Annotated in this window: 17 protein-coding genes; 7 read left to right on the top strand and 10 right to left on the bottom strand. The window is 73.7% G+C overall.

Going from position 1 to position 23,688, the window contains the following annotated elements; genetic code table 11:
- Positions 1–2 precede the first annotated feature (2 nt).
- From OM076_RS12810 to OM076_RS12780, 7 genes are read right to left on the bottom strand one after another with little or no spacing between them, the layout of a single operon-like run.
- Positions 3–758, bottom strand: a complete 756-nt coding sequence (locus OM076_RS12810; RefSeq protein ID WP_270040349.1) for an ABC transporter permease — start codon at positions 756–758, stop codon at positions 3–5.
- Entirely contained in the window at positions 755–1,576 is an 822-nt protein-coding gene (locus OM076_RS12805; RefSeq protein WP_270040348.1) for an ABC transporter ATP-binding protein, read from the bottom strand. Before OM076_RS12805 ends, OM076_RS12810 begins: the two co-directional genes overlap by 4 nt.
- Positions 1,573–2,163, bottom strand: coding sequence for a GNAT family N-acetyltransferase (locus tag OM076_RS12800; protein WP_270040347.1), 591 nt, complete (start codon positions 2,161–2,163; stop codon positions 1,573–1,575). Before OM076_RS12800 ends, OM076_RS12805 begins: the two co-directional genes overlap by 4 nt.
- A complete protein-coding gene (locus tag OM076_RS12795; protein ID WP_270040346.1) occupies positions 2,160–3,788 on the bottom strand; it encodes an IucA/IucC family protein in 1,629 nt (542 codons plus the stop codon). The genes OM076_RS12800 and OM076_RS12795 overlap by 4 nt, the downstream gene beginning before the upstream one ends.
- Positions 3,785–5,029: a lysine N(6)-hydroxylase/L-ornithine N(5)-oxygenase family protein gene (locus OM076_RS12790; RefSeq protein WP_270040345.1), complete on the bottom strand. Its 1,245-nt coding sequence runs from the start codon at positions 5,027–5,029 to the stop codon at positions 3,785–3,787. Before OM076_RS12790 ends, OM076_RS12795 begins: the two co-directional genes overlap by 4 nt.
- Positions 5,026–7,101: a GNAT family N-acetyltransferase gene (locus OM076_RS12785; protein WP_270040344.1), complete on the bottom strand. Its 2,076-nt coding sequence runs from the start codon at positions 7,099–7,101 to the stop codon at positions 5,026–5,028. The genes OM076_RS12790 and OM076_RS12785 overlap by 4 nt, the downstream gene beginning before the upstream one ends.
- A 34-nt stretch (positions 7,102–7,135) precedes the next feature.
- On the bottom strand, positions 7,136–7,834 hold the full coding sequence (locus OM076_RS12780) for a metal-dependent transcriptional regulator (protein WP_270040343.1): 699 nt from the start codon (positions 7,832–7,834) through the stop codon (positions 7,136–7,138).
- A 70-nt stretch (positions 7,835–7,904) separates the two neighbouring features.
- On the opposite strand from OM076_RS12780, the gene OM076_RS12775 reads away from it, so the two are divergent.
- The 4 genes from OM076_RS12775 to OM076_RS12760 are packed head-to-tail and all read left to right on the top strand — an operon-like array spanning position 7,905 to position 12,618.
- Entirely contained in the window at positions 7,905–8,894 is a 990-nt protein-coding gene (locus tag OM076_RS12775) for a hypothetical protein (protein ID WP_270040341.1), read from the top strand.
- The gene (locus tag OM076_RS12770) at positions 8,891–9,757 is read left to right on the top strand and encodes an ABC transporter substrate-binding protein (RefSeq protein ID WP_270040340.1); all 867 of its coding nucleotides are present in this window, start codon (positions 8,891–8,893) and stop codon (positions 9,755–9,757) included. The genes OM076_RS12775 and OM076_RS12770 overlap by 4 nt, the downstream gene beginning before the upstream one ends.
- The gene (locus OM076_RS12765) at positions 9,758–11,734 is read left to right on the top strand and encodes an iron ABC transporter permease (protein ID WP_270040339.1); all 1,977 of its coding nucleotides are present in this window, start codon (positions 9,758–9,760) and stop codon (positions 11,732–11,734) included. It abuts the gene before it with no gap.
- Positions 11,731–12,618, top strand: a complete 888-nt coding sequence (locus OM076_RS12760) for an ABC transporter ATP-binding protein (RefSeq protein ID WP_270040338.1) — start codon at positions 11,731–11,733, stop codon at positions 12,616–12,618. The genes OM076_RS12765 and OM076_RS12760 overlap by 4 nt, the downstream gene beginning before the upstream one ends.
- Here OM076_RS12760 and OM076_RS46015 read toward each other — a convergent pair.
- The gene (locus OM076_RS46015; RefSeq protein WP_270040336.1) at positions 12,590–14,953 is read right to left on the bottom strand and encodes an NHL repeat-containing protein; all 2,364 of its coding nucleotides are present in this window, start codon (positions 14,951–14,953) and stop codon (positions 12,590–12,592) included. The genes OM076_RS12760 and OM076_RS46015 overlap by 29 nt on opposite strands.
- Before the next feature lie 84 nt (positions 14,954–15,037).
- Positions 15,038–15,412 carry an ATP-binding protein gene (locus OM076_RS12750; RefSeq protein ID WP_270040334.1) on the bottom strand — a complete coding sequence of 125 codons (375 nt, stop codon included), beginning with the start codon at positions 15,410–15,412 and terminating at the stop codon, positions 15,038–15,040.
- A 39-nt stretch (positions 15,413–15,451) separates the two neighbouring features.
- On the opposite strand from OM076_RS12750, the gene OM076_RS12745 reads away from it, so the two are divergent.
- From OM076_RS12745 to OM076_RS12735, 3 genes are read left to right on the top strand one after another with little or no spacing between them, the layout of a single operon-like run.
- On the top strand, positions 15,452–16,483 hold the full coding sequence (locus OM076_RS12745; protein ID WP_270040332.1) for a dipeptide epimerase: 1,032 nt from the start codon (positions 15,452–15,454) through the stop codon (positions 16,481–16,483).
- Complete coding sequence (locus OM076_RS12740) at positions 16,476–17,498, top strand: N-acetyltransferase DgcN family protein (protein ID WP_270040330.1); 1,023 nt, start codon at positions 16,476–16,478, stop codon at positions 17,496–17,498. The genes OM076_RS12745 and OM076_RS12740 overlap by 8 nt, the downstream gene beginning before the upstream one ends.
- Positions 17,499–17,547: 49 nt before the next feature.
- On the top strand, positions 17,548–20,370 hold the full coding sequence (locus tag OM076_RS12735) for a bifunctional acetate--CoA ligase family protein/GNAT family N-acetyltransferase (RefSeq protein ID WP_270040329.1): 2,823 nt from the start codon (positions 17,548–17,550) through the stop codon (positions 20,368–20,370).
- Between the two features lie 64 nt (positions 20,371–20,434).
- Here the strand turns inward: OM076_RS12735 and OM076_RS12730 are convergent, their stop codons facing one another.
- Positions 20,435–23,659: a hypothetical protein gene (locus tag OM076_RS12730; RefSeq protein ID WP_270040327.1), complete on the bottom strand. Its 3,225-nt coding sequence runs from the start codon at positions 23,657–23,659 to the stop codon at positions 20,435–20,437.
- Positions 23,660–23,688 lie beyond the last annotated feature (29 nt).

The raw sequence follows: 23,688 nt of genomic DNA, 5'->3' as shown, positions 1-23,688 counted from the left end.
AATCATCCCCACGTGCGCTTCGGCTCGTCGAGCCGAAGACGCCACAGCCCGATGCCCGCGAATGCCAGGGTGAACGCCAGCAGCACCGCGATCGGCCCGAGCACGTCAGTGACGCCGCCGCCGTCGAGGATCGCGCTGCGGTAGCCCTCCATCGCCCAATAGACGGGGGAGATGGGGGCGATCGGCTCGATCCAGTCCGGCAGCGACTCGACCGGCACGAACCCGCCGCCGAGCCCGCCGAGCGCCATCGCCCCGAGGTTGGTGACGGCGTTGACCTGCTGGATCGTGCTCAACGCGGCGGCGGCCGCGAGGCCGGCCGTGAGAACCAGCCCCGCGAACGCCGCCGCGATCAGGACGACCGCGATCCAGGAGCCGGAGACCCGCAGGTCCAGGAACGCGACGCCGAAGCCGAACAGCACGGCGTGCTGCGCCGCGACGAGCCCCGCCGGCACGGCGAGCTTGCCGCCCAGCAGCGCGCGGCCGGACACGCCCGCCGCCCGCAGCCGCGGCCACGTGCGCCAGCCGTGCTCGCGGAAGATCGCGAAGCCCACGACGGCGATCGCGAACGACGCGAACACGCACGCCATCCCCGGGACGGTCTGCGACGAGCCCGCGACGCCGGTGTAGCCCTCGGTCGCCAGCGTCCACTGCATCGCGTCGCTTAGCAGTGTCATCAGCACGAGTGGCATCCCGACCAGCACCGCCGCCGGGACGGGATCGTGGCGCAGGAGTCGCAGCTCGGTGCGGACGATGCTCACGCGGCGCTCCGCCGGCCGGTCAGCGCGAGGTACGCGAGCTCCAGCGACGGCCGGATGACCTCGGCGCGGATCACGCCCGCCTCGAGCCCGTGCAAGGACGCTCCAGGCCGGCGGGCGACCCGCCCGTCGTCGAACGTGACCTCGAGCACCGCCGTCGCGTGCTGCTCGACGAGCTCGGCGACCGTGCCGGTGGCGATGATCCGGCCCGCTTCGAGCAGCGCCACGCTCGCGCCCAGCTCCTCGACCTCGGGCAGGTAGTGGGTCGTGTAGACGACCGCCGTCCCCTCGGCGGCGAGGCCGCGCACCGCGGCGAGGATCGCCGCGCGGGTCTGCGTGTCCGCGCCCGCCGTCGGCTCGTCGAGCAGCACCACCCGCGGGCGGTGCACGAGCGCGATCGCGGTGTGCAGCCGCCGCTGCTCGCCGCCACTCAACCGACCGGCGGGCCGGTCGGCCAGCTCGCGCAGGACGAACGGGTCGAGCAGCCGCTCGGCGCGCCGGCGCGAGACGCCGTGGACCTCGGCGAACGCCCGCAGGTTCTCGCGCACGGTCAGCGACGGGTAGATCCCGATCTCCTGCGGTGCGACGCCGGGGCGACCGGTGACGTACACCGTCCCCGCGTCGGGCTGCATGAGGCCGCAGGCGAGCTGAACGAGCGTCGACTTGCCCGCGCCGTTGGGCCCGAGGAGCGCGAGCATCTCACCTGAGCGCACCGTCAGGTCGACGCCGTCGAGCGCCGCGCGCACCCCGTAGCGCTTGACGACGCCGGTCAGGGAGAGCGCCGCGCCGTCACGTGGGGCGCGCGCTGCTCGCGCGCTCACGCCGTCACGCGCCGCCGGCGGCCCGACAGGCGCTCGAAGTCCTCGCGCTCGCAGACCATGAACGCCGCGCGCTTGTCGGGCAGGTCGATCTCACCCGCCCGCCGGAACCCGAGGAACGCCAGCAGCGAGAGGAACTGGTGATTGCGCACGTCGGGCTCGCCGACGATCCGCAGCACGCCTGGCCGCTTGAAGAGGAACCGCACCACCGCCCGCCCGATCGCCACGCTGTAGCGGCCGAGGTGCTCCTCGTCGCCGATCAGCACGTGCGCGCCGATGTCACCCGGGAGCACCGGGGCGTGCGCGCCGAGCACGTCGCGCGCCGGGTCGTAGACCTCGATGTAGCCGACGGGGACGTCGTCGACGAAGCCGAGCAGCGGCGAGCGCGCCGGGTCCTCGTTCTGGCGCACGAGGTAGTCGCGAATCCAGTCCTGCGGCCAGTCCATCGCCCAGAACGGGACGACGTGCGGCTTGTGCATCCACGTCCACAGCAGCTCGGTGTCGTGCTCGGGCAGCGCGGGGCGGGCCCAGAGGCGGCGATCGAGCGCGGGCTCGTGCTCGACGTGGACGGCGAGCTCGGGCAGGGTCATACGGGCGCCAGCGGGTTGTCGATCCAGCCGACCGCGGCGGCGATCGGCCGCGAGGCGTCGTCGGCGTAGCCGCGCTCGAGCATCCGCACGCGGTTCAGGCAGAGCTTCACGAACGCGGGCGCGTCCATGTCGAACAGGGCGAAGCGCGACTCGAGCTCCGGGAAGCGCTCCTGGTAGGCCGCGACGACGTGCTCTCCGGCGGCCCAGAACGCTGCCTCGGGGTAGCCGAAGCGCTCCAGCAAGAGCTCGGAGAGGTAACGGTGCACGCACACCAGCAGCCCGCCCTGGATCCACTGGACGAGGATCGCCGCCTCGACGCCGTCCCCGAGCGCGGCGCGCACGTCGGCGGGCATGCCGGCGAGCTCCGGCAGCGGGTCCGACGAGACCATCATGTCGTCGACGAAGTCCTTGACCACGAGCCGGGCAGGGACATCGTCGCGCAGCACCAGCATGCAGTTCTGGCCGTGCGGGGAGAAGGCGGCGCCGAAGCGATAGAGGACGTGCAGCAACGGCGGCAGCGTCACCTCGTGCAGCCGCGCCACCCATTCGCGGACGGACAACCCCGACCGCGCGATCAGGGGTTCGACGAACGCCACGCCCGCCGGATCGCGGTGCAGCAGCGCCGCGAGCGAGATCGCCCGCTCACCGGGTCGCAGGTACGTCTCGACCGGCTCGCGCCAGATCGCCCCGAGCAGCTCCGTGTGCTGGTACGGGACGCCGGCGATCGACTCGAACGCCCGGTGCGCAACGCTGACGCTCGCCACCTCGCCGAGCATGATCAGCTCGCTCAGGAACGGATCCTGCGCCACCCGCGCCTTCAGCCACGCGCTCAAGGCGGGAGCCGCGAGCGTGCGATCGCGCGGCAGCCCGCGATACACCGACGTGTTCAGGATCGAGAGCGCGACCTTCACGTGGTGGCGGGCGGGGTCGTCGGCGTCGGCCAGCGTGCGGATCGACTGCTGCGGGAGCCAGCGCCCGCCGAGCTCACCGAGCACCCGGATCCGGCCGCGGGCGATGTCACCCGCGAAGAGCGGCGCGATCCGGTTCGCCCACTGCCACGGATGGACCGGGACGACTCCGGGCTCCGTTCCGCGCCAGTCGGCGCCCTCGACCGCGACCGCCAGCAGCGGGACCGCCGTGCGGGCCTCGGGCGTGTAGCGCAGCAGGTCCTCGGCCGAGAACCCGACCCGCCCCTTGGAGGCGACGATCCACGGGTGCCCGCGCAGCTCGCCCTCGAGCGTCAGGGCGTCGGCGTCGAGCAGCTCCGCGGCGGGGCGGCCGGTCTCGAGCTGGTGGACGTCGGCGACCAGCGTGGAGGAGATCTCACCGACCAGCCCCGCGGTGGTCGACGGATCGACGCCGAGTGCCGGTGCGCCGATGGCGACGATCTCGATCGCGTCCGGGAGTGGCACCGGCACACCCTCACGGGACGCCCGCAACGATGCCGGATCGACCCGCGCGTGGCCGAGCGCGCGGCGACACGCGGTGTAGTGCAGCGCGAGCCCGCCGAGGTTCAGCGACCACGCCTCGCCGTCCACCTCCGGGTGCAGGAGCTCCTCGAACTCGAGTTCGGTCAGGAGCTTGGCGATCAGCTCCCGGTTGGCGCGCTCCCAGGCGGACGTCACGCCGCCGCCGACTTCACGGGCGGCAATGGCGCGCCGAACGACTGGAAGACATTGCGCTCGCGCACGGCGTAGACCTCGCGCCCGCAGACCGCGTTGGCGATGACCGCGCTGCGGTGCGCGCCGAGGCCGAGGTCCGGCGTTCCGACGCCGTGGGTGTGCAGCTCCGCGTTCTGCACGAAGAGCGTCGAGGGCGAGCCGTCGGCCAGCCGCAGCCGGTAGTCGAGCTCGACCACCGGCCGCCCCGCCGCGTCGGCCGCCAGCAGCCCGTGTGGCACCGGCAGCGGCGCCGGCGAGTACCCCGTCGCGAGGATCACGACGTCGGCGTCGTGGGTGAACGCGACGTCCTGGTCGAGCTGGTGCAGGTGCAGCCGGTGACGGCCTTCGACGCCGCGCAGCTCGCAGCGCGCCGTGTAGCGCACGTCCGGCTCGGAGCCGTCGACGCTGCGCCGGTAGAGCAAGTCATAGATCCGCTCGCTCGTGCCCGCGTCGATGCCCTTGTAGAGCAGCGACTGCTGGGCGCGCAGCGCATCCCGCTTGCCGTCCGGCAGCGCGTGGAAGTACGCCGTGTACTCGGGCGAGAAGTGCTCGAGCCCGAGCTTGGAGTATTCCATCGGCAGGAAGCCGGAGCTGCGCGTGAACCAGTCGACGCGGCCAGTGGCATGCTCGACCAGGTCGGCGAAGATCTCCGCCGCGCTCTGCCCGGAGCCGATCACTGCCACCGAGCGCGCGGCCAGCGCGGCCTCGCGCTCGGACAGATACGAGGACGAATGCGTCAACCCGGTCGCGCACGCGGGCACGAAGGGCACGCAGCCGACCCCCAGCACCACGTGGCGCGCGCGATGCTCGACGCCGCGCGCCCACACCGCCCACCCGCCGTCGATGGGACGGATGGCATCGACGCGATGGGAGAAGTGGCACGAGTCCAGCTTCGATGCCACCCACCGGCAGTACGCCTCGTACTCCGCGCGCAGCACGTGGAAGCGCTCGTGGAAGTAGAAGCGGTAGAGCCGGCCCTGCTCGTGCAGGTAGTTGAGGAACGTGTACGGGCTCGTCGGGTCCGCCAGCGTCACGAGATCGGCCAGGAACGGGACCTGGATCTCGGCGCCTGGCAGCATCAGCCCCGGATGCCACGCGAACTGCGGCTTGTCGTCGAAGAAGCGCGCGTCGGCGCCGGCCCGATCAAGCAGCGCGGCGAGACCCAGGTTGAACGGCCCGAGGCCGACGCCGATGATGTCCTTCATCGCTCCCACACCACCAGCGCCGCGCGCTTGTCGGGGAGGTCCAGCGTCGCGCGCACCTCGCCGCCGAGCGCGCGGCAGAACGCGAGCATGCGCGCGTTGCGCACGTCGGGCTCGCAGACGACGCGGTCGCCCGGCTCGAGCAGTTGCCGGACGAGCTGCCGGGCCGCGCCCGTGCCGACGAAGTCGCGGGTCACGAGCAGGTGGAAGCCGCGGTCGCCGGGCCGCGCGTCGTAGTGCGCCGCGAGCGGATCCTCGGCCGCGCGGTAGGTCTCCACGTAGCCGAACGGCACTCCGCCCTCCACCGCGATCCACGCTTGCAGATGCGGCAGTGCGAGCTGCTCGGCGAGGTACGCCCGCACGTCGGCCGGCGGTCCCCACCACTCGGCGACGTGCGGCTCGTGCATCCACCCGCCGACGAGGTCCGCGTGGGCGTCCAGATCGAGCGGGACGAGCTGCACGCGCAGCGGGTTGGGAAGCCGGACGTACACCGACTGCTCGGCGATGTCACCCACCAGCTCGTCCATGTCGTTGATCCGCGTGCGCAGGTTCGCCTTGCACGGCCACAAGTCGTCGTCGAGCAGGCGATCGAGCAGCGTGTGCGGGTAGCGCCCGCCGCTCGCCCGTTCGCGTTCGAGCACCGCCCGCAGGTCGCCCAGCAGCACCCGCTCGTCGCTGCACCCGCCCGCCGCGAGCGCGTCGATCACGCCGAGCGCGTTGTTGACGAACGGGTAGTAGACGAGCCGCTCGTCGGCCAGCGCCTCGGGGAAGATCGACTCGCTGGCCTCGCCGTGGCGCGGGAGCACGCGGGCGATGTCCGCGTGCGCGGCCTCGCGGTGGAAGTAGCCCTGGCTGTCGCGGATCACACAGCGCTCCGGCCAGCCGCCCTCGAGCTCGAGCAGCGTGTTCTGCTGGTGGGGCTCGAAGCACAGCCCGAGGTCCAGGTACAGCCGCAACAGCGAGACGACGACGACCTCGCAGTAGCGCGCGAACCACTCGCGCGGGCCGAGCGCCGCGGCGAGCGCCGCCAGCCGCGAGCGCCCACCGAACGGATGGTCCTGGCAGAGCACCGTGAGGGCGCTCACATCCGCAAGCCCTGGCCAGCGGTTCTCCCGGAAGAGCACGCTGAAGCCGTCCTCGCCCGGGATCTGCAGGTACGCGGGGTCGTGCAGGATCTCCAGCCGCGGCGCGACTCGCCGCGCCGCGGCCCCGACCGGGGTCTGCGAGAGGCGCTTGGCCTCGACCGCCCGCCGCAGCTCCTTCGGCAGCGACACCCGCATCGAGTTCGTCACCCGCGCGTGCAGCGAGAACTTGAGCATGTACGGCCACGCGGCGCGGTAGACCGTGCGTACCGACGTGGTCGGGGTCACGGGCGCGCCGTCGGGGCCGAGGTCGATCACGTCGCCGGACGCGAACAGGTCCGCCGCCGCGCGCGCCAGGTACCCGGCCTCCCACGGGTGGGCGGGGAGCAGGATGCGCCCGGGCGCGGCGTTCCGGCCCAGCAGGCGCGCGGCCAGCTCCGGCGCGGGCGTGCCCGTCGCGCTGTCGTGCGCGACGCGCTCGGCGGCCACCGAGAGCCAGTGCAGCTGGAACTCCGGCCGCAGCTCGGGTGTGTAGCGCGCGAGGCGGCCGGAGAGGCCCTTGGGGGTCGGGTGCAGCGGGTGGCCGAGCAGCAGTGCCTGCTCGGATTCGGCGAACGGCAGTGGATCGGCGCTCCACAGGCGCTCGATGTCGTCGCTCCGCTGGTCGAGCACGGTCGTGACCGCGCTCAGGCTCTCGCGGACACGGCCGAGCAACGCCTCCGGCTCGGCCTTGGGGTCCAGCGCGCGGGCGAGCAGCTCCGCCAACTCGGCCGGCGCCAGCGGCTCGCCGTGGCGGCGTGCGGGAGCGCGGAAGCGATGATGGAAGAACGCCGAGCGATGCGTGACCTCGACGCGGATGCCGAGCTCGGGCAGCACCAGCTGCTCACCCTCGAACACGCCGGTCCCGCCTTCGCGGAGGTAGCAGTTCAGCAGGGTGATCGTGGCCGCCTGGAAGGCGGCATCGAGCGCGGGTCGGGCGGCGACGTCAAGCAACCGCCCCGATCTTAGTAAAGGTGCCTTGACGTTGCTAGTCGCCGCGCGGTGCGCGGCGCACGAACAACCCGCGCGCGGCGCGATCGGCGATGAACTGCTGCTCGCCGCCGATCTCGATCTTGAAGTGCCCCGCCGCGGGCTGGATGTCGCGGACCTCGACCGTGGCTCCGGGCTTGAACCCCTCGGCCTCGAACCACGAGAGCAAGCCGCCGTCCTGCTCGGCCTGGCGCACGATCTCGCCGCTGTCGCCCTTCGCCAGATCGGCCAGCGACACCAACTCGAGGCTCTCCGCGCGCTCCTTGTCGGGCGCGACCGGCCAGCCGTGCGGGCAGCGGTCCGGGTAGCCGAGCTTCGCGTGCAGGCGCTCGACCATCTCGTCGGTGAACGCGGCGCCGACGCGACCGGCGTGCTCGTGCGCCTCGGCGGTGTCGTAGTCCAGGAAGTCGGTGAGGAAGCGTTCGACGATCCGGTTGCGGCGGATCACCTTCTCGGCACGTTCGGTGCCCTCAGGTGTCAACACCAGTTCACGCCCGCCGCCCCGCTCGAGCAGGCCCTCGGCGGTCAGCCGCTTGAGCATCTCCCCGACGGCCGTGCGCGAGACGCCGAGCGCCTCGGCGACCCGGGCCGCGATCGCCGCCGGCGCCTTTGCCGGCTCATAGACGCCGATCGGGGAGACGAGCAGGTGGATCGCCTCCAGGTAGTCGTCGATCGAGTGTCCATGCGGCTTGCTCATCCCGATGCATCATAGTGCTCGCAATCTGACACCGGCAAACTTGCCGATCTTTGTTAGGGTTGCTTGACATATGCGCTGGAAGCTGATCGCGGCACTCTTGGCGAGCCTCGTGCTCATCCCGAGTTCACCGGCCTTGGCCGGCACGCTCACGACCCAGAACTCGTGCAAATGGAGCGACGGGGTCTGGCGGCACCTCGCCGTCGATCTCACCGGGGCCGGGACGCCGTCGCCGGTCGCGCCGGGCTCGGGCGTCACGCTGACGGCGGCCTCGGTTCACGTCCGGCTCCCGGACTATCTCGCCCAGGCGGGGCACGGCCTCGGGATCCTCAAGGCGGGTGACAACGAGATCCAGGCGAAGGCATGGGTCGCGATCGCCGCGCCGGCCACGCCGCAGGGCGTGCAGGTCTTCGCGCTGGAGACGGTCGTGCACACCACGATCACCGAGGACGCCACCGGCGTCTATGAGTCCTCGACGCCGATCGACGTCACCGTGCCGATCCCGGACTCCGCGTGGACGGCGGGCGCCACGCCCGTCGGCTTCACGCAGGCCGCCGCGGGGACGCTTCCGCCGGTGCCGGCGGGCTCGACCGGCGGACTGATCCAGCCGGCCGGCAGCGCGTTCATCAGCGCGATGATCGGCAGCGGCGGCCTGAAGCTCAACATCGACTGCCAGCCGGGCACGGGCGAGGGGATGTCCGCACCCACGCCGGCGGCGGCGGGACCGTTCGAGACCGTCGGGATCGACCCCGGCGTGCCCGTCGTCACGCCGCCCGCGCTGCGGTCGCCCGTGGTGGTGCTGCGCACGACGAAGCTGGTGCGCTCCGGCAAGCGGGTGAGCGTGGCGATCGCATGCGCCGACGCGCCGTGCAAGGGAACCGTGAGCGTCACCGGGGCGGCGCGCAAGCTGCCGTACTCGCTCGCGGCCGGCGCGCGCAAGACGCTCAAGTTCACGCTGACCAACCGCACCGTGAAGGCGTTGAAGAAGCAGTCGCGGGTCGTGACGGTGAGGGTCACCGGCGACGGCGCGAAGACCGTGTCGAAGAAGCTGAGGTTGAAGTGAAGCGCGTGCTTGCGGCGGTGCTCTGCGCCGCGTTCCTGCTGCCCGTCGCGAGCGCGGACGCCGCCGCCAAGCGCGTCGTCGCGATCGAGTGGGACACCGTCGAGAACCTGCACGTGCTCGGCATGGCGCCCGTGGGCGCGGCCGACATGAAGGGCTACGACACCTGGGTCGCCGCGCCGCGGCCGCGCGGGATGAAGGACATCGGGTCGCGCCAGTCGCCGTCCCTGGAGCGGATCGCGGCTTTGAAGCCCGACCTGATCGTCGTGCCCGACTACCGCTCGACCAAGAACCTCTCGCAGCTGAAGAAGATCGCCACCGTGCTGGTCACGCATCCGTACCCGGCGTCCGGCACGCAGTTCGACGCGATGGTGACCGACTTCCGGCGGCTGGCGGACGCCGTGGGCCGGCGCTCACGCGGTGAAGGCGTCCTGCAGGACCTCTCCAACACGCTCGCGCGCGACAAGGCGGCGGTGAAGCGCGCCGGGCGGGCCGGCCAGTCGGTGGCGGTGGCGACGCCGGGCGGCACCTCGAGCGCGCCCGCGATCCGGATGTTCACGCAGAACTCGCAGAGCGCGGACGTCGTGCGCCGGCTGGGCCTGCGCGACGGCTGGGCCGGCACCGCCCGCTACGGCTTCACGACGATCGGGCTCGAGGGTCTCTCGCGCGTGAGCGGGTGGCTCGCGTTCGTCTACCCGCCGCAGTTCGCCAAGCAGATCTCGGGCATCACCAAGCAGACGGCCTACAAGCGGTTGCCGGTCGTGAAGGCCAAGCGTGTCCGCACGCTGGGCGGCACCACGTGGCTCTTCGGCGGCCCGCGCTCGACGATGCTCTTCGCCGATCGTCTGACGGCGGCGCTGAAGTAGATGCGCCGCCGCGCGGCGGCGTTCGCGGGCGCGGGCCTGCTGCTCGCGCTGCTCGCCGGGCTAGCCGACGTGTGGCAGGGCGCCGGCGACGTCGACGTGTGGGCGGCGATCTTCCATCGCGGCGCGTCGCTGGGCGATGCGCTCTTCCTCGACGTGCGGTTGCCGCGGGCGCTTGCGGGGGTGATCGCGGGGGCGTCGCTGGCGTGTGCGGCGGTCGTCCTGCAGGCGATCACGCGCAATCCGCTGGCTGAGCCGGCGACGCTCGGGCTGACGTCGGGCGGCGCGCTCGCGGTCACATTGGTCGCGGCGTATGCGTCGCTGGCACCGGGCGCGCCGACGATCGCGGTGGCCTTCGTGGGCGTGGCCGTCGGCACCGGGCTGATCGGCGCGATGGCGGCGGCCGGGGGCGGGGGAATACGCCTGATCCTCGCGGGGATGGCGGTGGGGCTGGCCTTGGCCGCCGCCTCGGGCGCGGTGCGCCTGGCGCGTGAGACCGAGACCAGCGGCCTGTTCCTCTGGGGCGCGGGGTCGCTGCTCCAGACCGGCTGGGGACCCGTGCGGGCGGCCGCGCTGATCGGGCTGCCGGCGGGGGTGGGCGTGGTCGCGCTGTCGCGCTGGTTGGACGTCGCGGTGCTGGGTGAGGAGACCGCGCGCGGGCTCGGGCTGCGGTCCGGCGTCGTGCAGGTCGCGGGCGTGACCTTGGCCGCAGTGCTGACCGCGGTCGCCGTGGGGCTGTGCGGGCCGATCGCGTTCGTCGGCATCCTGGCGGGCGGGCTGGCGCGGGTGGCGCGGCCGCGCGGGCATCTCGGGATGCTCGCGATCGCGCTGCCCTGGGGCGCGGCGATCCTGCTGAGCGCGGACGTCGCGGGCCGCGCGTTGACCGGACTCGATTCCGAGACGCCCGCGGGGGTGATCTGCGCGCTGATCGGCGCGCCGGTGCTCGTCGTGGTCGCGCGGCGGCTGCGGGGCGAGGGCGGCCTGGCGGTGGATCGCGCGGCGAGCGCGGCCCGCTGGCGGCCGCGGGCCTCGCTCGTGGCGCTGGTCCTGCTGCCGGTGGCGGTCGTGGGGTCGCTCTGCTTGGGCGAGATCGGCATCGGGCCTGGGGAGGTCGTGCGGTCGGTGTTCGGCCACGGGTCGCCCTTGGGTGAGATCGCGCTGGACTCGCGCGCTCCGCGGCTGTGTGTGGCCCTGTTGGGTGGGGCGTGTCTGGCGGCGTCGGGCACCGTGCTGCAGGCCGCGGTGCGCAACCCGTTCGCGGGGCCGGAGCTCGCGGGTGTCGTGGGTGGCGCGTCGGTGGGCGCGTTCCTCGTGCTGCTGGTGTTCCCGGACGCGCCTTCGCCGGTGCTGCCGTTCGCGGCGTTCTTCGGCGCGCTGGTGGCGATGGGGATCGTGCTCGCGTTGGCGGGCGGATCCTCGCCGGCGCGCCTCGCGCTGATCGGGTTGGCGGTGACCGCGGCCTGCGCGGCGGTCACCGAGCTGATGCTCCTGCACTCGCAGCCGGCGGCCGCGACCGCGATCACGTGGCTCTCGGGCTCCACCTACGCCACCGGCTGGAGCGACTTCCGGCTGTTGCTCGTCCCCGCGCTGGTCCTCATCCCGATCGCGCTGTTCGCCGTGCGGCGGCTCGACGTGCTGATGCTCGACGACGAGTTGGCGCGCGCGCTGGGCATGCGGGTGAGCGTCAATCGCGGCGCGCTGCTGGCGGCGGGCGCGGCGCTGGGGGCGGCGGCGGTCGCCGTCTGCGGGGCGATCGCCTTCGTCGGGCTGCTCGCGCCGCACGCGGCGCGGTTGCTGGCGGGTGGGAACCATCGCCGCTCGCTGCCGATGGCGATGGCGCTGGGCGCGCTGCTCCTCGGCCTCGCCGATACCGTCGGGCGCACCGTGCTCGCTCCCACCGAGATCCCGTCGGGCCTCGTCGTGTCGATGATCGGCGCGCCCTACTTGGCGATCCTGCTCTGGCGGAGCCGCACGGCGTGAGCGCGCGCGAAGCGCCGCACGGCGGCCGCGACGTGGCCGTGACGGGCGCGGCGGCGACGCCCGCCGCGGCCGGCGACCGGACGCCGCTCCGCGCGACGACCCTCACCGTCGGCTACGGCGACCGCGAGGTCCTGCACGGCGTCGACGTGCCGCTGGCGGCCGGGCAGATCACCGCGATCGTCGGTGCCAACGCGTCCGGCAAGTCCACCTTGCTGCGCGCGTTCGCGCGGCTGTTGAAGCCGAGTGGGGGAGCGGTGGTGCTCGACGGGGCGGAGATCACGTCGCTGCCGACGCGCGACGTCGCGCGACGGCTCGGCTTCCTCCCGCAGTCCCCGGTCCCGCCCGAGGGCCTGACCGTCGCCGATCTCGTCCAGCGCGGGCGGTTCCCGCATCAACGGCTCGGGCGGCGCTCGTCGGCCGAGGACCGCGACCGCTTCGAGTGGGCGCTGAGCGCGACGGGCATCGCCGACCTGCGCGAGCGGCCGCTCGACCGGCTTTCCGGCGGCCAGCGCCAGCGGGTGTGGATCGCGATGGCGCTCGCGCAGGACACGCCGATCCTGCTGCTCGACGAGCCGACGACGTACCTCGATCTCGCCCACCAGCTCGAGGTCCTCGACCTGCTCGCCGACCTCAACGCCGCCGGTCGCACGATCGGGATCGTGCTGCACGACCTCAACCACGCCTGCCGCTACGCGCACCGGCTCGTGGCGCTGCGCGACGGGGTGGTGCACGCGGCGGGGCCGCCGGGGGAGATCGTCGACGAGGAGCTCGTCGAGGCGGTCTTCGGCCTGAAGTCGCGCGTGATCCCGGACCCGGTCACCGGGACGCCGATGTGCGTGCCGATCGGGCGGACGGTCACGCGCGTCGCGGGCGGCGCACCGTGAACGCCGCGGTGGCCGGGCCGACGCGGTTGCCCGCCGCGTCAAGCGCGGTGACCGCGACGCGGTACTTGCCGGGCTTCAGCGTCAGGCCGGCGAAGCGGCGGGTGAGCGTGAACGCATAGGCGCCGGACGCCTTGAGGGTCCGGTGACCGCGCAGCGACACGTAGCGGGTGCAGCGGGCGCGGTGGCGCAACGCGCGGGTCGGCGCGACGCAGCGCGAGCCTCGCCGCCGGCCGTCGCGAGCGACCTGCAGCGTCACCGTCAAGGTCGCGGGGCGCGACAAGCGCAACGACACCCGCGAACGCGTCTGCAGGACTTTCGGACTCACCCGCAGGCCGCTGACCCGCACCGCGGGCGGGCGAGGCGGGGGCGGCGGGGGGACGACCGGCGTGAGCGGCGGCGCCGGGACGAACGACGCCCCGACGGCCTGGTCGACGCCCATCGGCACGGCGCATGGCGCCGTGCCCGCGCAGGCGCCGGTCCAGCCGGCGAAGACGAACCCCGCGGCCGGCGTCGCGGTCAGCGTCACCGTCGTCCCCGTGCCGTAATGCTGCGAGCAGTCCGTCGGGCACTCGATGCCGGGACGGTCGCTCGTCACCCGCCCGAGCGCGATCGCGTCCACCGCGACCCTCAGCAACGACGGGCGCGGGGGCGTGACCCCGGGCGCGTCGAAGCGCAGCACCCGGTTGTTGCCCGCGTCGGCGACGTACAGCGTCTGCGCATCCGCGCTCAGCGCCAGGCCGGCAGGCTCGATCACGTCGCCGTCGCCAGTGCCTTCGGCGGCGATCGTGTTCCATCCACCGGCATCGCGCCGCACCACGCGCGCCCCGTTCGCCGTGCCCGGCCGGCGCTCTGCGACGGCAAGGACGCCGGAGCTCGCGGCGATACCGGTCACCGTGTCCCACGCGCCGCCACCCGGCGCCGCGACGGACGTGCCCGCGAGCGTGCGCACCCCGGCGGCGTCGGCCACGAAGACGTCGGTGCCGTCGAACGCCAGCGCGATCGGCCGCGTGAAGCCGCTGTGCCTCGTGAGCGCGGGCCCGTCGACCTCGATCACGTCGCCGTGCCCGGTGTCGGCGACGAGCACGCTGCCGTCGGGCCCCGCGGCGACCGCCTGCGGCTCGTCGAGCCCGCCGATCGTCCTGACGATCGCGCCGGCGGCGTCGACCGCGAGCACGCGGTCGTTCCCGGTGTCGGCGATCCACAGGGTCCCGGCGGCGTCGTAAGCCACCCCGCGCGGAAGCGAGAGCTGCCCGTCCGCGCCGCCGCCGTAGGTGTAACCGGTCCCGCCGCTGACGAGGCCGACCTGGCTCTCGTAGGCGCCGTCGGCACCCATCCTGACCACGCGGTGGTCGAACGTGTCGGCGACGGTGACGCCGCCACCGGGCGCGACCGCCACGCCGCGCGGGCGGGTGAAATAGCCAGGGCCGCGTCCTTGAATGCCCCAGGCGGCGAGGACGTTGCCCGCCGGGCCGTACGTCTGGACGCGGTTGTTGGCGGTGTCGGCGATCGCGATCCCGCCACCGGGATCGTCGGCGATCCCGCCCACGGCGCGCACGATCGTCATCTCGGGCGGCAGGCCGCGGCCGTCGCGCCCGATGAAGCCGAGCCAGGCGAGGCTGTCGGCGCTGAACACGTCGACGCGCCCGTTGAGGTTGTCGGCGACGTAGAGCCGGCGGGTGGCGTCGACGGCGACGTCGTAGGGCGCATCGAACTGGCCCGGGCCACTGCCGTGGCTTCCCACCTGCGCGCGCAGCGCGAGCGTCACCGGGTCGAGCACGACGACGCGGTCGTGGACGTCGTCGGCCACGTAGAGGGCCGTGTTGGCGGGATCGAGCGCGACGCCCTGCGGCGCCGCGAGGTCGACCGTGCTGAAGGTGGGTACGCCGAACGTGTTCGACGCGGCGTCGAACGGGATGCGCACGATCCGGTCGCGCGACGGGTCGGCGACGTAGACGACCCCTGGCGCCACCGCGATCCCACCCGCGCTGATCCCGCCGGCCGCCTCGGGATCGGCGTCGAGCAGGGAGAAGACCGTGTTGTCGCCGAAGCTCGCGCGGTGGTGACCGGCGGCGTCGAAGACCTGGATCCGGTCGTGCTCGGAGTCGAGGACGAACACGTTGCCGGCACGGTCGGTCGCAACGCCCCCGACGACGCCGAGGCGCCCGTCCTCGCGCCGCGCGGCCCGCGAGCCGAACGCGAACCGGAAGTCCCCGGCCGCGCCGAAGACCGAGATCCGCGCGCTGTACTCGTCGCCGACGATCACCGTCTGCCCGCCCGGGCCGTAGGCAACGGCCTGCGGGAACCGCAGCACGCCGCCGCCGTTGGGGCGGTTCACCCACGGTGCTCGGCGTCAGTGGTGGCGCAGCGATGGCCGGCGCGGCAGTGACGAACGCCGCGAGCAGACCGAGGAAAGCGGCTCTCACCCAGGCGAGGCTACGGCGTTCACCCGAAACCAGACGCGCGAATCATGTTCGGTCACGCCCCACGCGTCTGAGAGGCGCTCGACGAAGTAGAGCCCCCAGCCGCCGCGCGCCGGGCGCGGGTCGGGGGACGCGATGGTGCCGGTTCCCTCGTCGTGCACGGAGGCCCAGACGCCGTCCGGACCCGACTCGACGGTCAACTCGATGCGGCCGTCGCCGTGACGGAAGGCGTTGCTCACCAACTCGGAGACGATGACGTTCGCGTTCTTGAGCTGTTCGCTCGCAAGCGACGAGCCGTGCGCGGTCACGATCAGCCTGGCGATACCCACGGAGCCCTCCTGCCGGGGCAGCTCCAGGGTGGTGGTGCCCTTCACGGGGCCTCCTCGGGAACGTCCAGATGCGAGCATACGCGCATGCCGACCATAGGCAAGGAACTTTTGGCGACCACGCAGGTCCTGACGCTGCGCGAGACGTTCCAGATCGCCCGCGGGGCGGCGGACGAGGAGACCGTGGTCGTCGCCGAGCTGCGTCACGACGACATCGTCGCCCGCGGGGAGGGCGCGCCGGTCGACTATTGGGGTGAGACGCCCGAGGGCATCGCCGCCGCGCTCGAGGCCGAGGGCCTGGAGCTGCTGGGCGACGACCTGTTCGCGGGAGAGGCGATCCTGCGCCGCGTCGCCGCGTGGGACGGTCCGCAGGGGGCGAAGATGGCGCTCGACGGCATTGTCCACGACTGGCTCGGCAAGCGCCTCGGGCAGCCGACGTGGCGGGTGTTGGGCACCGACCGCGTGACGCCGCCGACCTCGTACACGATCGGGATCGACTCGGTCGAGGGCACCGCGGACAAGACGCGGCGTGCGACCGGCTACGCGGTGCTGAAGATCAAGGTCGGCGGGCCCGGGGACGTGGAGCGCCTGCGTGCGGTCCGGGCCGAGACGAGCGCCCGGCTGCGGATCGACGGCAACGAGGGCTGGGACCTCGAGACCGCCCGCGAGCTCACGCCGGAGCTGATCTCGCTGGGAGTCGAGTTCGTCGAGCAGCCGTTCCCGGCCGCCGACCTCGACAGCTTCCACGCCTACGGCGAGCTCTCGCCGCGCCTGCCGGTGCTGATCGACGAGGGCTGCCGCGATCTCGGCTCGGTCGCCCCGATCGCGGGGTATGCGGACGGGATCGTCATCAAGCTGGCCAAATGCGGCGGGATTCGTGAGGCGCTGCGCATGGTCCACGCCGCGCGGGCGTTGCAGCTGAAGGTGATGTTCGGGTGCATGATCGAGTCGGAGCTGGGCATCGCGCAGGCCGCGCAGCTCGGCTCGCTGGCCGACTACATCGACCTCGACGGGCACCTGCTGATCTCCAACGCGCCGTTCACCGGGCTCGGCCTGAAGGACGGCCGGCTGGTGCTCTCCGACGGCCCCGGCCTCGGCGTGGAGCCGGCCCGTGGCTGACCGGCTCGCGCTGTTCACCGGCGGCGTCTTCGCGGACTCCCACGCCAAGACCGCCCACGGCATCCTGCGCTACGGGACGCGTGAGGTCGTCGCGGTCGTCGACGACACCTCGGCGGGCGCGGTCGCGAGCGACGTCGTGCCCTACGCACGCCGCGCGGTGCCGATCGTGGGCAGCGTCGCGGAAGCCGTAAAGCTGGGATCGAACGTACTGGTCATCGGCGTGGCGCCGTTCGGTGGTGCGTTGACGCAGGAGTGGCGGGCGGCGCTCTTGGAGGCGATCGGCGCCGGGCTGAGCGTCGAGGCGGGGCTGCACACGGTGCTGTCCGACGACCCGGAGCTCTCGGCGGCGGCGGCCGCGGCAGGCGTCGAGCTGCGTGATCTGCGGGCCGCTCCGGCGGGGCTGAGCGTCCCGCCGGCCGACCGGCCGGACGCGCGGGTGGTGCACACCGTCGGCTCCGACTGCGCGATCGGCAAGATGTCCGTGACGCTCGAGCTCGACGCGGCGGCCCGCGCTCGCGGGTTGTCGTCTGCGTTCGTCGCCACCGGGCAGACCGGGATCGCGATCACCGGGTGGGGGATCGCGGTCGACCACGTGATCTCGGACTTCATCTCCGGCGCCGCCTCGCGGCTGGTGCACGAGGGGGCGAGCCGGGCGCCGCTGCTGTTCGTCGAAGGGCAGGGCGCGCTGGGGCATCCCGCGTACTCGGGCGTCACGCTCGGGCTCCTGCACGGCTGCCTGCCGGACGCGCTCGTGCTCTGCCACCGGGCGGGCGCGACGTTCATCGACGACTACCCCTCCACGCCGATTCCGTCTTTGACGGAGCTGATCGCGCTCTACGAGGGCGCGATCGGGTGGGTGCGGCCGGCGCGGGTGACCGCGATCGCGCTGAACACGCGCGGCCTGAGCGACGACGAGGCCCGGGCGGAGATCGCGCGCGCCGTCGCCGAGACGGGGTTGCCCGCGACGGACCCGGTGCGCTTCGGGGCCTCGCCGATCCTCGAGGCGGTCCTGTGACCGGCGAACGTCAACTTGATCGTGCTGTGCCCGAACAAGTCGACGCTCGATGAGCGCGCCCGTCGCCGCCGATGTCCACATCGCGCTGCGCGACGGGTCAACCGCGCACGTCCGGCCGGTCTCGCCCGCCGACACGCCCGCGCTGCGCACGTTCCTCGGCGGCCTGTCGGACAACTCGCGCTGGCTGCGGTTCTTCTCGCTCGGGGTCAACCTCGACAAGGCGGCCGAGATGGCCGCGCGCGGCGACCGCTCCGAGGGCTACGGGCTGATCGTCACGACCGGCGCGGAGGAGCGGGTGGTCGCCCACGCGGTCTTCGAGCTCGAGCGGCCCGGCCGGGCCGAGGTCGCGTTCGCGGTCGCCGACGAGATGCAGGGCCGCGGGCTCGCGACCGTCCTGATCGCCCACCTCGCCCAGGTCGCCTCCGCCCGCGGCGTGACGACGTTCACCGCGACGGTTCTGCCCGAGAACCGGCGGATGATCAGCGTCTTCCGCGAGTCCGGCTTCCCGGTCCACGTGCGCGCGTCGCCGGACGGGATCGAGCTCGAGTTCCCGACCGAGCTGGGCGACGACGCGCGGCGCCGGTTCGAGGATCGCGACCGGGTCGCCGCGGTGGCGGCGGTCGAGCGGGTGCTGCGGCCGCGGTCGGTCGCCGTGATCGGCGCCTCGCGGCGGGCGGACTCCTTCGGCGGCGCGGCGTTCCGGCACGCGCTCGACAACGGCTTCCGCGGCGAGCTCTACCCGGTCAATCCGAATGCGGACTTCATCGGCTCCCGGCGGGCGGCGTCGTCGGTCGCGGACGTCGGCGGTCTCGTCGACCTGGCGATCGTCGCCGTGCCGGCGGAGACCGTTCCCGGGGTCGCGCGGGAATGCGCTGCGGCGGGCGTTGCCGCGCTGGTGGTCATCACGGCCGGGTTCGCCGAGACGGGCGCCGAGGGCGCGGCGCGGCTGGCCGAGCTGCTGGAGGCGTGCCGGTCGACCGGGATGCGGCTCGTGGGGCCGAACTCGATGGGGGTCGTCAACACCGATCCGCTGGTCGCTCTGACCGGGACCTTCGGGCGCGCGGACGTACCCGCGGGCAACGTCGGGTTCGTCTCCCAGAGCGGCGCGTTCGGGGCGGCCGCGATCGACGGCATGTCGCGCCGTGGCATTGGCCTCTCCGCGTTCGTGTCGTTGGGGGACAAGGCGGACCTGTCGAGCAACGACGTCCTGCAGTACTGGGAGCAGGACCCGGCGACCCAGGTCGTCGCGCTGTATCTGGAGTCGTTCGGCAACCCGCGCAAGTTCGGCCGCGTGGCGCGGCGGGTGGCGCGGGCGAAGCCGGTCCTCGCGGTCAAGGCGGGGCGGACGAGCGCGGGCGCGCGGGCGGCCTCGTCGCATACCGGCGCGCTGATCGCGGCCTCCGACAGCACCGTCGACGCGCTGTTCGCGAGCGCGGGCGTGATCCGCTGCGACGGGTTGGACGACCTGCTCGACGCGGCTGCGGTGCTCGCCGAGCAGCCGACCCCGCGAGGCGGGTGCGTCGGCATCGTCTGCAACGCCCGCGGGCCGGGCGTGGTGTGCGCGGACGCGTGCGTCGACGCGGGGCTCGGCGTCGCCTCGCTCTCCGTCTCGACTCAGGACGCGTTGCGGGCCGTGCTGCCGCCGGCGTCGGTGGTCGCGGGCCCGGTCCAGCTGGTCGCCGCCGAGTCACCCGCAGGGTTCCGCGCCGCGGTCGAGCTCGTCGCCGCCGACCCCGCGGTGGACGCGGTGATCGCGATCTTCGTCGAGCACATCGCCACCGGCGCCGACGAGGCCGCCGCGGCCTTCGCCGCTGCCGCGCCGGCGCTGCACGAGGCGGGTACGCCGCTGCTGGCCGTCTTCATGACCCCAGGCCCGCTCCCGACGAACCTCCGCGCGGGCGGGGTGGGAGCCGCGGGCGTCGCCACCGTGGCGCGCCGCGCAGGCGCCGTTGATCCGTCTGCGGCCGCGGCCGCGCCGGGCGTCGCCGCGGCACGGCCTGTGGCCGCCGCCGGTCGGTCTGGCGGCGCGGCGGCGATCAAGGTTCCGACGTTCCGCGCGCCGGAGGCGGCGGCCCGCGCGCTCGGGCGGGCCGCGGCGTACGGGCGCTTCCGCGCGACGCCGACCGCGATCCCCGCGCAACTCGACGACGTCGACGCGGACGCCGCCGCGGCGGTCCTCGCCGGATCGCTCGCCCGTGGGGGCGGGTGGCTGCGGCCGGATGAGGTCGCGGCGCTGCTTTCGGCCTACGGGATCCGGCTGGTCGAGCAGCGGCGCGTCGGGTCGGTCGCGGCCGCCGCGAAGGCTGCCGCGGAGCTGGGTGGGCCGGTGGCGTTGAAGGGCATCGCGCACGGCGTCGTGCACAAGGCCCAGGCCGGGGCGGTGCGCCTCGGTTTGAACGGGCCGACCGCGGTGCGCCGCGGCGCGGCCGAGATCGCGCAGCGGCTGGAGGCCGCCGGGACGCCGGTCGAGGACTTCCTCGTCCAGCGGATGGTCAGCGCAGGCGTGGAGATGCTGGTCGGCGTGCTCGCGGATGAGCGCTTCGGTCCCGTCGTCGCGTGCGGCGCGGGCGGCGGTACGGCCGAGGTGCTCGAGGACGTCGCGGTGCGCCTCGCCCCGCTCGCCTACGAGGAGGCGCACGGGATGATCCGCGGCCTGCGCTCCCACGCGCTGCTTCAGCGCGCGCGGGCGGACGTCGACGCGCTGGCCGACATCGCGGTTCGCGTCGGCGCACTGGCCGACGCCCACCCGGCGATCGCCGAGCTCGACCTCAACCCGGTCATGGCCGGCCCCGACGGAGCGGCGGTAGTCGACGCGCGCGTGCGGGTCGCGCCGCCGGCCATCCAGCCGGTCTTCCCGGCCGTCGGCCGCTGACTCGACCGGGGGTGCGGAACGAGAAGTTCCTGACGGGAACTCCGTGTTACGCACCCCCGGCGAATCAGCGCGCGAGCGTGCGCGCCGCGGAGGCGAGTTGCGCCCGCGCCCTTCGCAGCGCCGCCGCGCCCGGCCGGCGCTGGCGCATCGTCCGGATCGCGATCGTCTGACGCTTGAGCGCGCCGAGGGCCGCGGTCCGTTCGCTCGAGGCGGGTAGGGCGGAGACCGCGTCGCGGCAGGCCTTGACGGCGCGGGCGAGCCGCGCGGCGACGGCGCGGCGGCGCGACGCTCGCGCCTTCGCGAGCGCCTTTCCACCGGCCACGCACCGCGCGACGGCGTCCGCCGTCGCGGTCCGAGCCCGCGTCTTGACCGTAGGTTCCGGCGGCCCGACCTTGGCGAACGGCGAGGGCGGCGCGGTCGCGGTGGCCGTGGCAGTGGCGACGGGCGTCGCCGTCGCGGTGGCCGTTGGCGTCGCGGTCGCGGTAGGCGTCGCCGTGGCGGTCACGGTGGCCGTTGGTGTCGCCGTGGCGGTTGCCGTTGCGGTGGCCGTTGGTGTCGCGGTCGCGGTGGGCGTCGCCGTCGCCGTGGCAGTCGCCGTCGCCGTGGCAGTCGACGTCGGCGTGGCTGTGGTCGTTGGTGTCGCCGTCGCCGTGGCAGTTGACGTCGGCGTGGCTGTGGCCGCTGCTGTCGCCGTCACCGTGGCGGTTGACGTCGGCGTCGCTGTCGCCGTCGCCGTGGCGGTCGCGGTCGCGGTCGCCGACGGCGTCGCAGTCGCAGTGCTCGTCGCCGTCGCGGTCGGCGTCGGCACCACCTGCGGCGGCGTCGGCACCATCCAGGGCGCGAGCGGGGTCGGGTCGTTCGCGCGCAGGGCGAACGTTCCCGTCAACGAGGGCGTCGCGCCCTTGCAGTGCATCTCGTACGTGAACTTGAAGCGGGTCACCTCGTTGCCGACGATCTCGAGCTCGTGGATCGTGAAGGAGCCGGTGACGTCGCCGAAGCAGCTGTGACCGTTGCCGCTGACGTCCATTCCCGGCTTGTCGCCGTTGACCCGGTAGGAGAGGGCGTTCGGGTAGGTGCCCACCGTCAGGGCGCCGCCGGCGGGAGGGGCGAGGTCGAACGTCCAATCGTCGCCGTTCTCGCCGCGGATGTAGCCCTCCAGATGCGACGGCGTGCCCTCGACCACGAGGTCGGAGCGGGCGTCGTAGGCGTACGTCTGCCCGCGGCCGATCCACTCGCCCGGCTGGCTGACCATCTTGTACTCGGTCGTCCCGCCGTGGTCGAAGGCCTCGAGCGGGAGCGACGTGACCGCGCCCGAGACATCTGTCACGCGCAGCGTGGCCCGCAACACACCCGCCCGCGCCGTCGACGGCCGCACCCACACGACGCACGGCTCGCCCCGCACGGCCGCCACGCCGGTGCAGTCATCGCGCCGGATCGTGAACTGATCGGCATCGGCGCCGGCCAGCGCGACACCGGCGACCCCGGCGCCGGACCACACCGAGACCGGCTGCGCGACCCCGCCGCCGCCGACCTCCTCGCGCGCCCACCGCAGCAGCGTCGGCACGACGCGCGGCCCAATGACCGCCGGCGCGCCGATCCGGATCTCGCCCGTCACCGCCGGCTCGTTGTACAGGCAGCGCTGCTCGAAGAGGATCCACGCGCGCAGGACGGTCCCGTCGTCGGCGCGCTCGAACTCGCGCACCTCGAAGCTCCCGGTCAGCCGGTCGCACCACACGCCCGCGTCGACGTCCATCGAAGCGAGTCCGTCGACGCGCTTCTGGACGTCCGTCGCGCCCCGGTACACGACGCCCGGATTGAAGTCCATGTTCGTCGACGAGCCGACGAGCCAGATCCGCGTCGGCGTGCCGTAGTTCCCGCCGGACGCCTGCAGCTTGAGCACGCCCGGCTCCTCGCTGGTGGCCGTGATCCGGTCGCCCGCCGCGACGTCGTACACGTTGCGCACGCCCCGCGACCCCGTCGCACCCGCCTCGCCGAAGACCGTGACCGTCGCGGACACGCCCGGTGGGGGAGCGGGCTCACCCGACACAGACGGGACCATCCACGGCGCAGGCGGCGTCGTCTCACCCGAGTGCCACGACAAAGTCCCGCGCAGGTCGTAGTCCGGATCGATGAAGCAGTGGACCTCGAACGAGATCCGCGCCCGCGTCACGTCGTGGCCGTCGAACGCGATCTCATGCACCGTGAACGACCCCAGCCAATCGCCGCAGCCACGGCCGTGGCCGTAGAACTCGAAGCGCGGACCGGGGGACGAGTAGTTCGTGACCGGCCCGTAGGTCTTGCCCGGCACGAGCAGGTCGCCGTCGCCCGGGCCGATCTGGAACGTCCAGCCCGCGTTGCCGTCCGGGACCTCGCCGATCCGCATGTTCAGGCCGGACTCGAGCGACCCGCTCAGGCGGATGTCGTCCTCGGGCCCGTATTGCCAATGCTGCCCGTCGCCGACGAACTCGCCGGGCTCGCTGTCGAGCGTGAAGCCGGTCGTGCCACCGTGCGCGAAGACCTGCAGCGGCACGTCCGTGCTCCCACCCGCGACGTCCGTCACCCGCAGCGCCGCAACCTGCGTTCCCGCAGCCGACGGCAGCGCCCGCACCTTCACGTCACACGCGTCCACCTTCCCGGTGCAGCCGTCGTTCTCCACGGCGAAGTCCTCCCCGATCACCCGCACGTCGGCGATCGCGGCGCTCGGATGTACGCGGACCGGCACCGCGAGCCCGCGCCCGCCCGCCTCCGCCTCGGGCCAGCGCACGAGCGCCGGCAGCGTCTGCGGCCCGGTCCCCGACGCCGGCATCCCGATCCGCAGCTCGCCGAAGTAGGACGTCGGCCCCGACTCGCAGTGCTGCTCGAAGACGATCCACGCGCGCGTGATCTTCCCGAGCCCGTCGCGGCGCAGGTCGCGGACCTCGAAGCTGCCGCGGTAGCGGTCGCAGGGCGTCGAGTCATACAGCGGCGGCCCGACGCGGATGCCGGCGTGGTCGGCCTGGCGCTTGTCGTAGTCCTGCGCGTCCGGGAACGACCCCTGCTCGAGCACGCCCGTCGGGCCGGTGAAGCGCAGCGTCATGCCCTCGAAGGTCGCGCTGTTCTGCGCGGTGACGGTGAGGCCGCCGTCGGGCGTGATGTTCTCGATCCGGTCGCCCGCGGCGCCGTCGAACACGGTCATGCGGCCCTGCCCCAAGGGCGTCCCGGCTTCGTTGAAGAGCGTCACCGAGTCGGCGGACGCCGGCGTCGCGCTCACCAGGAACGCGGCTACCAGAAAGGGGATGATCGCGCGCATCGCGCGAAGGTGAGTACCCCCTGAGCGGA

Source organism: Solirubrobacter ginsenosidimutans (assembly GCF_027587205.1).
Note: the sequence above shows the minus strand (reverse complement) of the source record. Positions and strands in the feature narration are given on the sequence as shown.

Bases quoted from the DNA above. Each gene is read 5' to 3' on its own strand.
- OM076_RS12800 (WP_270040347.1), bottom strand. From the start codon at position 2,163: ATGACCCTGCCCGAGCTCGCCGTCCACGTCGAGCACGAGCCCGCGCTC.
- OM076_RS12790 (WP_270040345.1), bottom strand. From the start codon at position 5,029: ATGAAGGACATCATCGGCGTCGGCCTCGGGCCGTTCAACCTGGGTCTC.
- OM076_RS12780 (WP_270040343.1), bottom strand. From the start codon at position 7,834: ATGAGCAAGCCGCATGGACACTCGATCGACGACTACCTGGAGGCGATC.
- OM076_RS12775 (WP_270040341.1), top strand. From the start codon at position 7,905: ATGCGCTGGAAGCTGATCGCGGCACTCTTGGCGAGCCTCGTGCTCATC.
- OM076_RS12765 (WP_270040339.1), top strand. From the start codon at position 9,758: ATGCGCCGCCGCGCGGCGGCGTTCGCGGGCGCGGGCCTGCTGCTCGCG.
- OM076_RS12745 (WP_270040332.1), top strand. From the start codon at position 15,452: ATGCCGACCATAGGCAAGGAACTTTTGGCGACCACGCAGGTCCTGACG.
- OM076_RS12735 (WP_270040329.1), top strand. From the start codon at position 17,548: ATGAGCGCGCCCGTCGCCGCCGATGTCCACATCGCGCTGCGCGACGGG.
- OM076_RS12730 (WP_270040327.1), bottom strand. From the start codon at position 23,659: ATGCGCGCGATCATCCCCTTTCTGGTAGCCGCGTTCCTGGTGAGCGCG.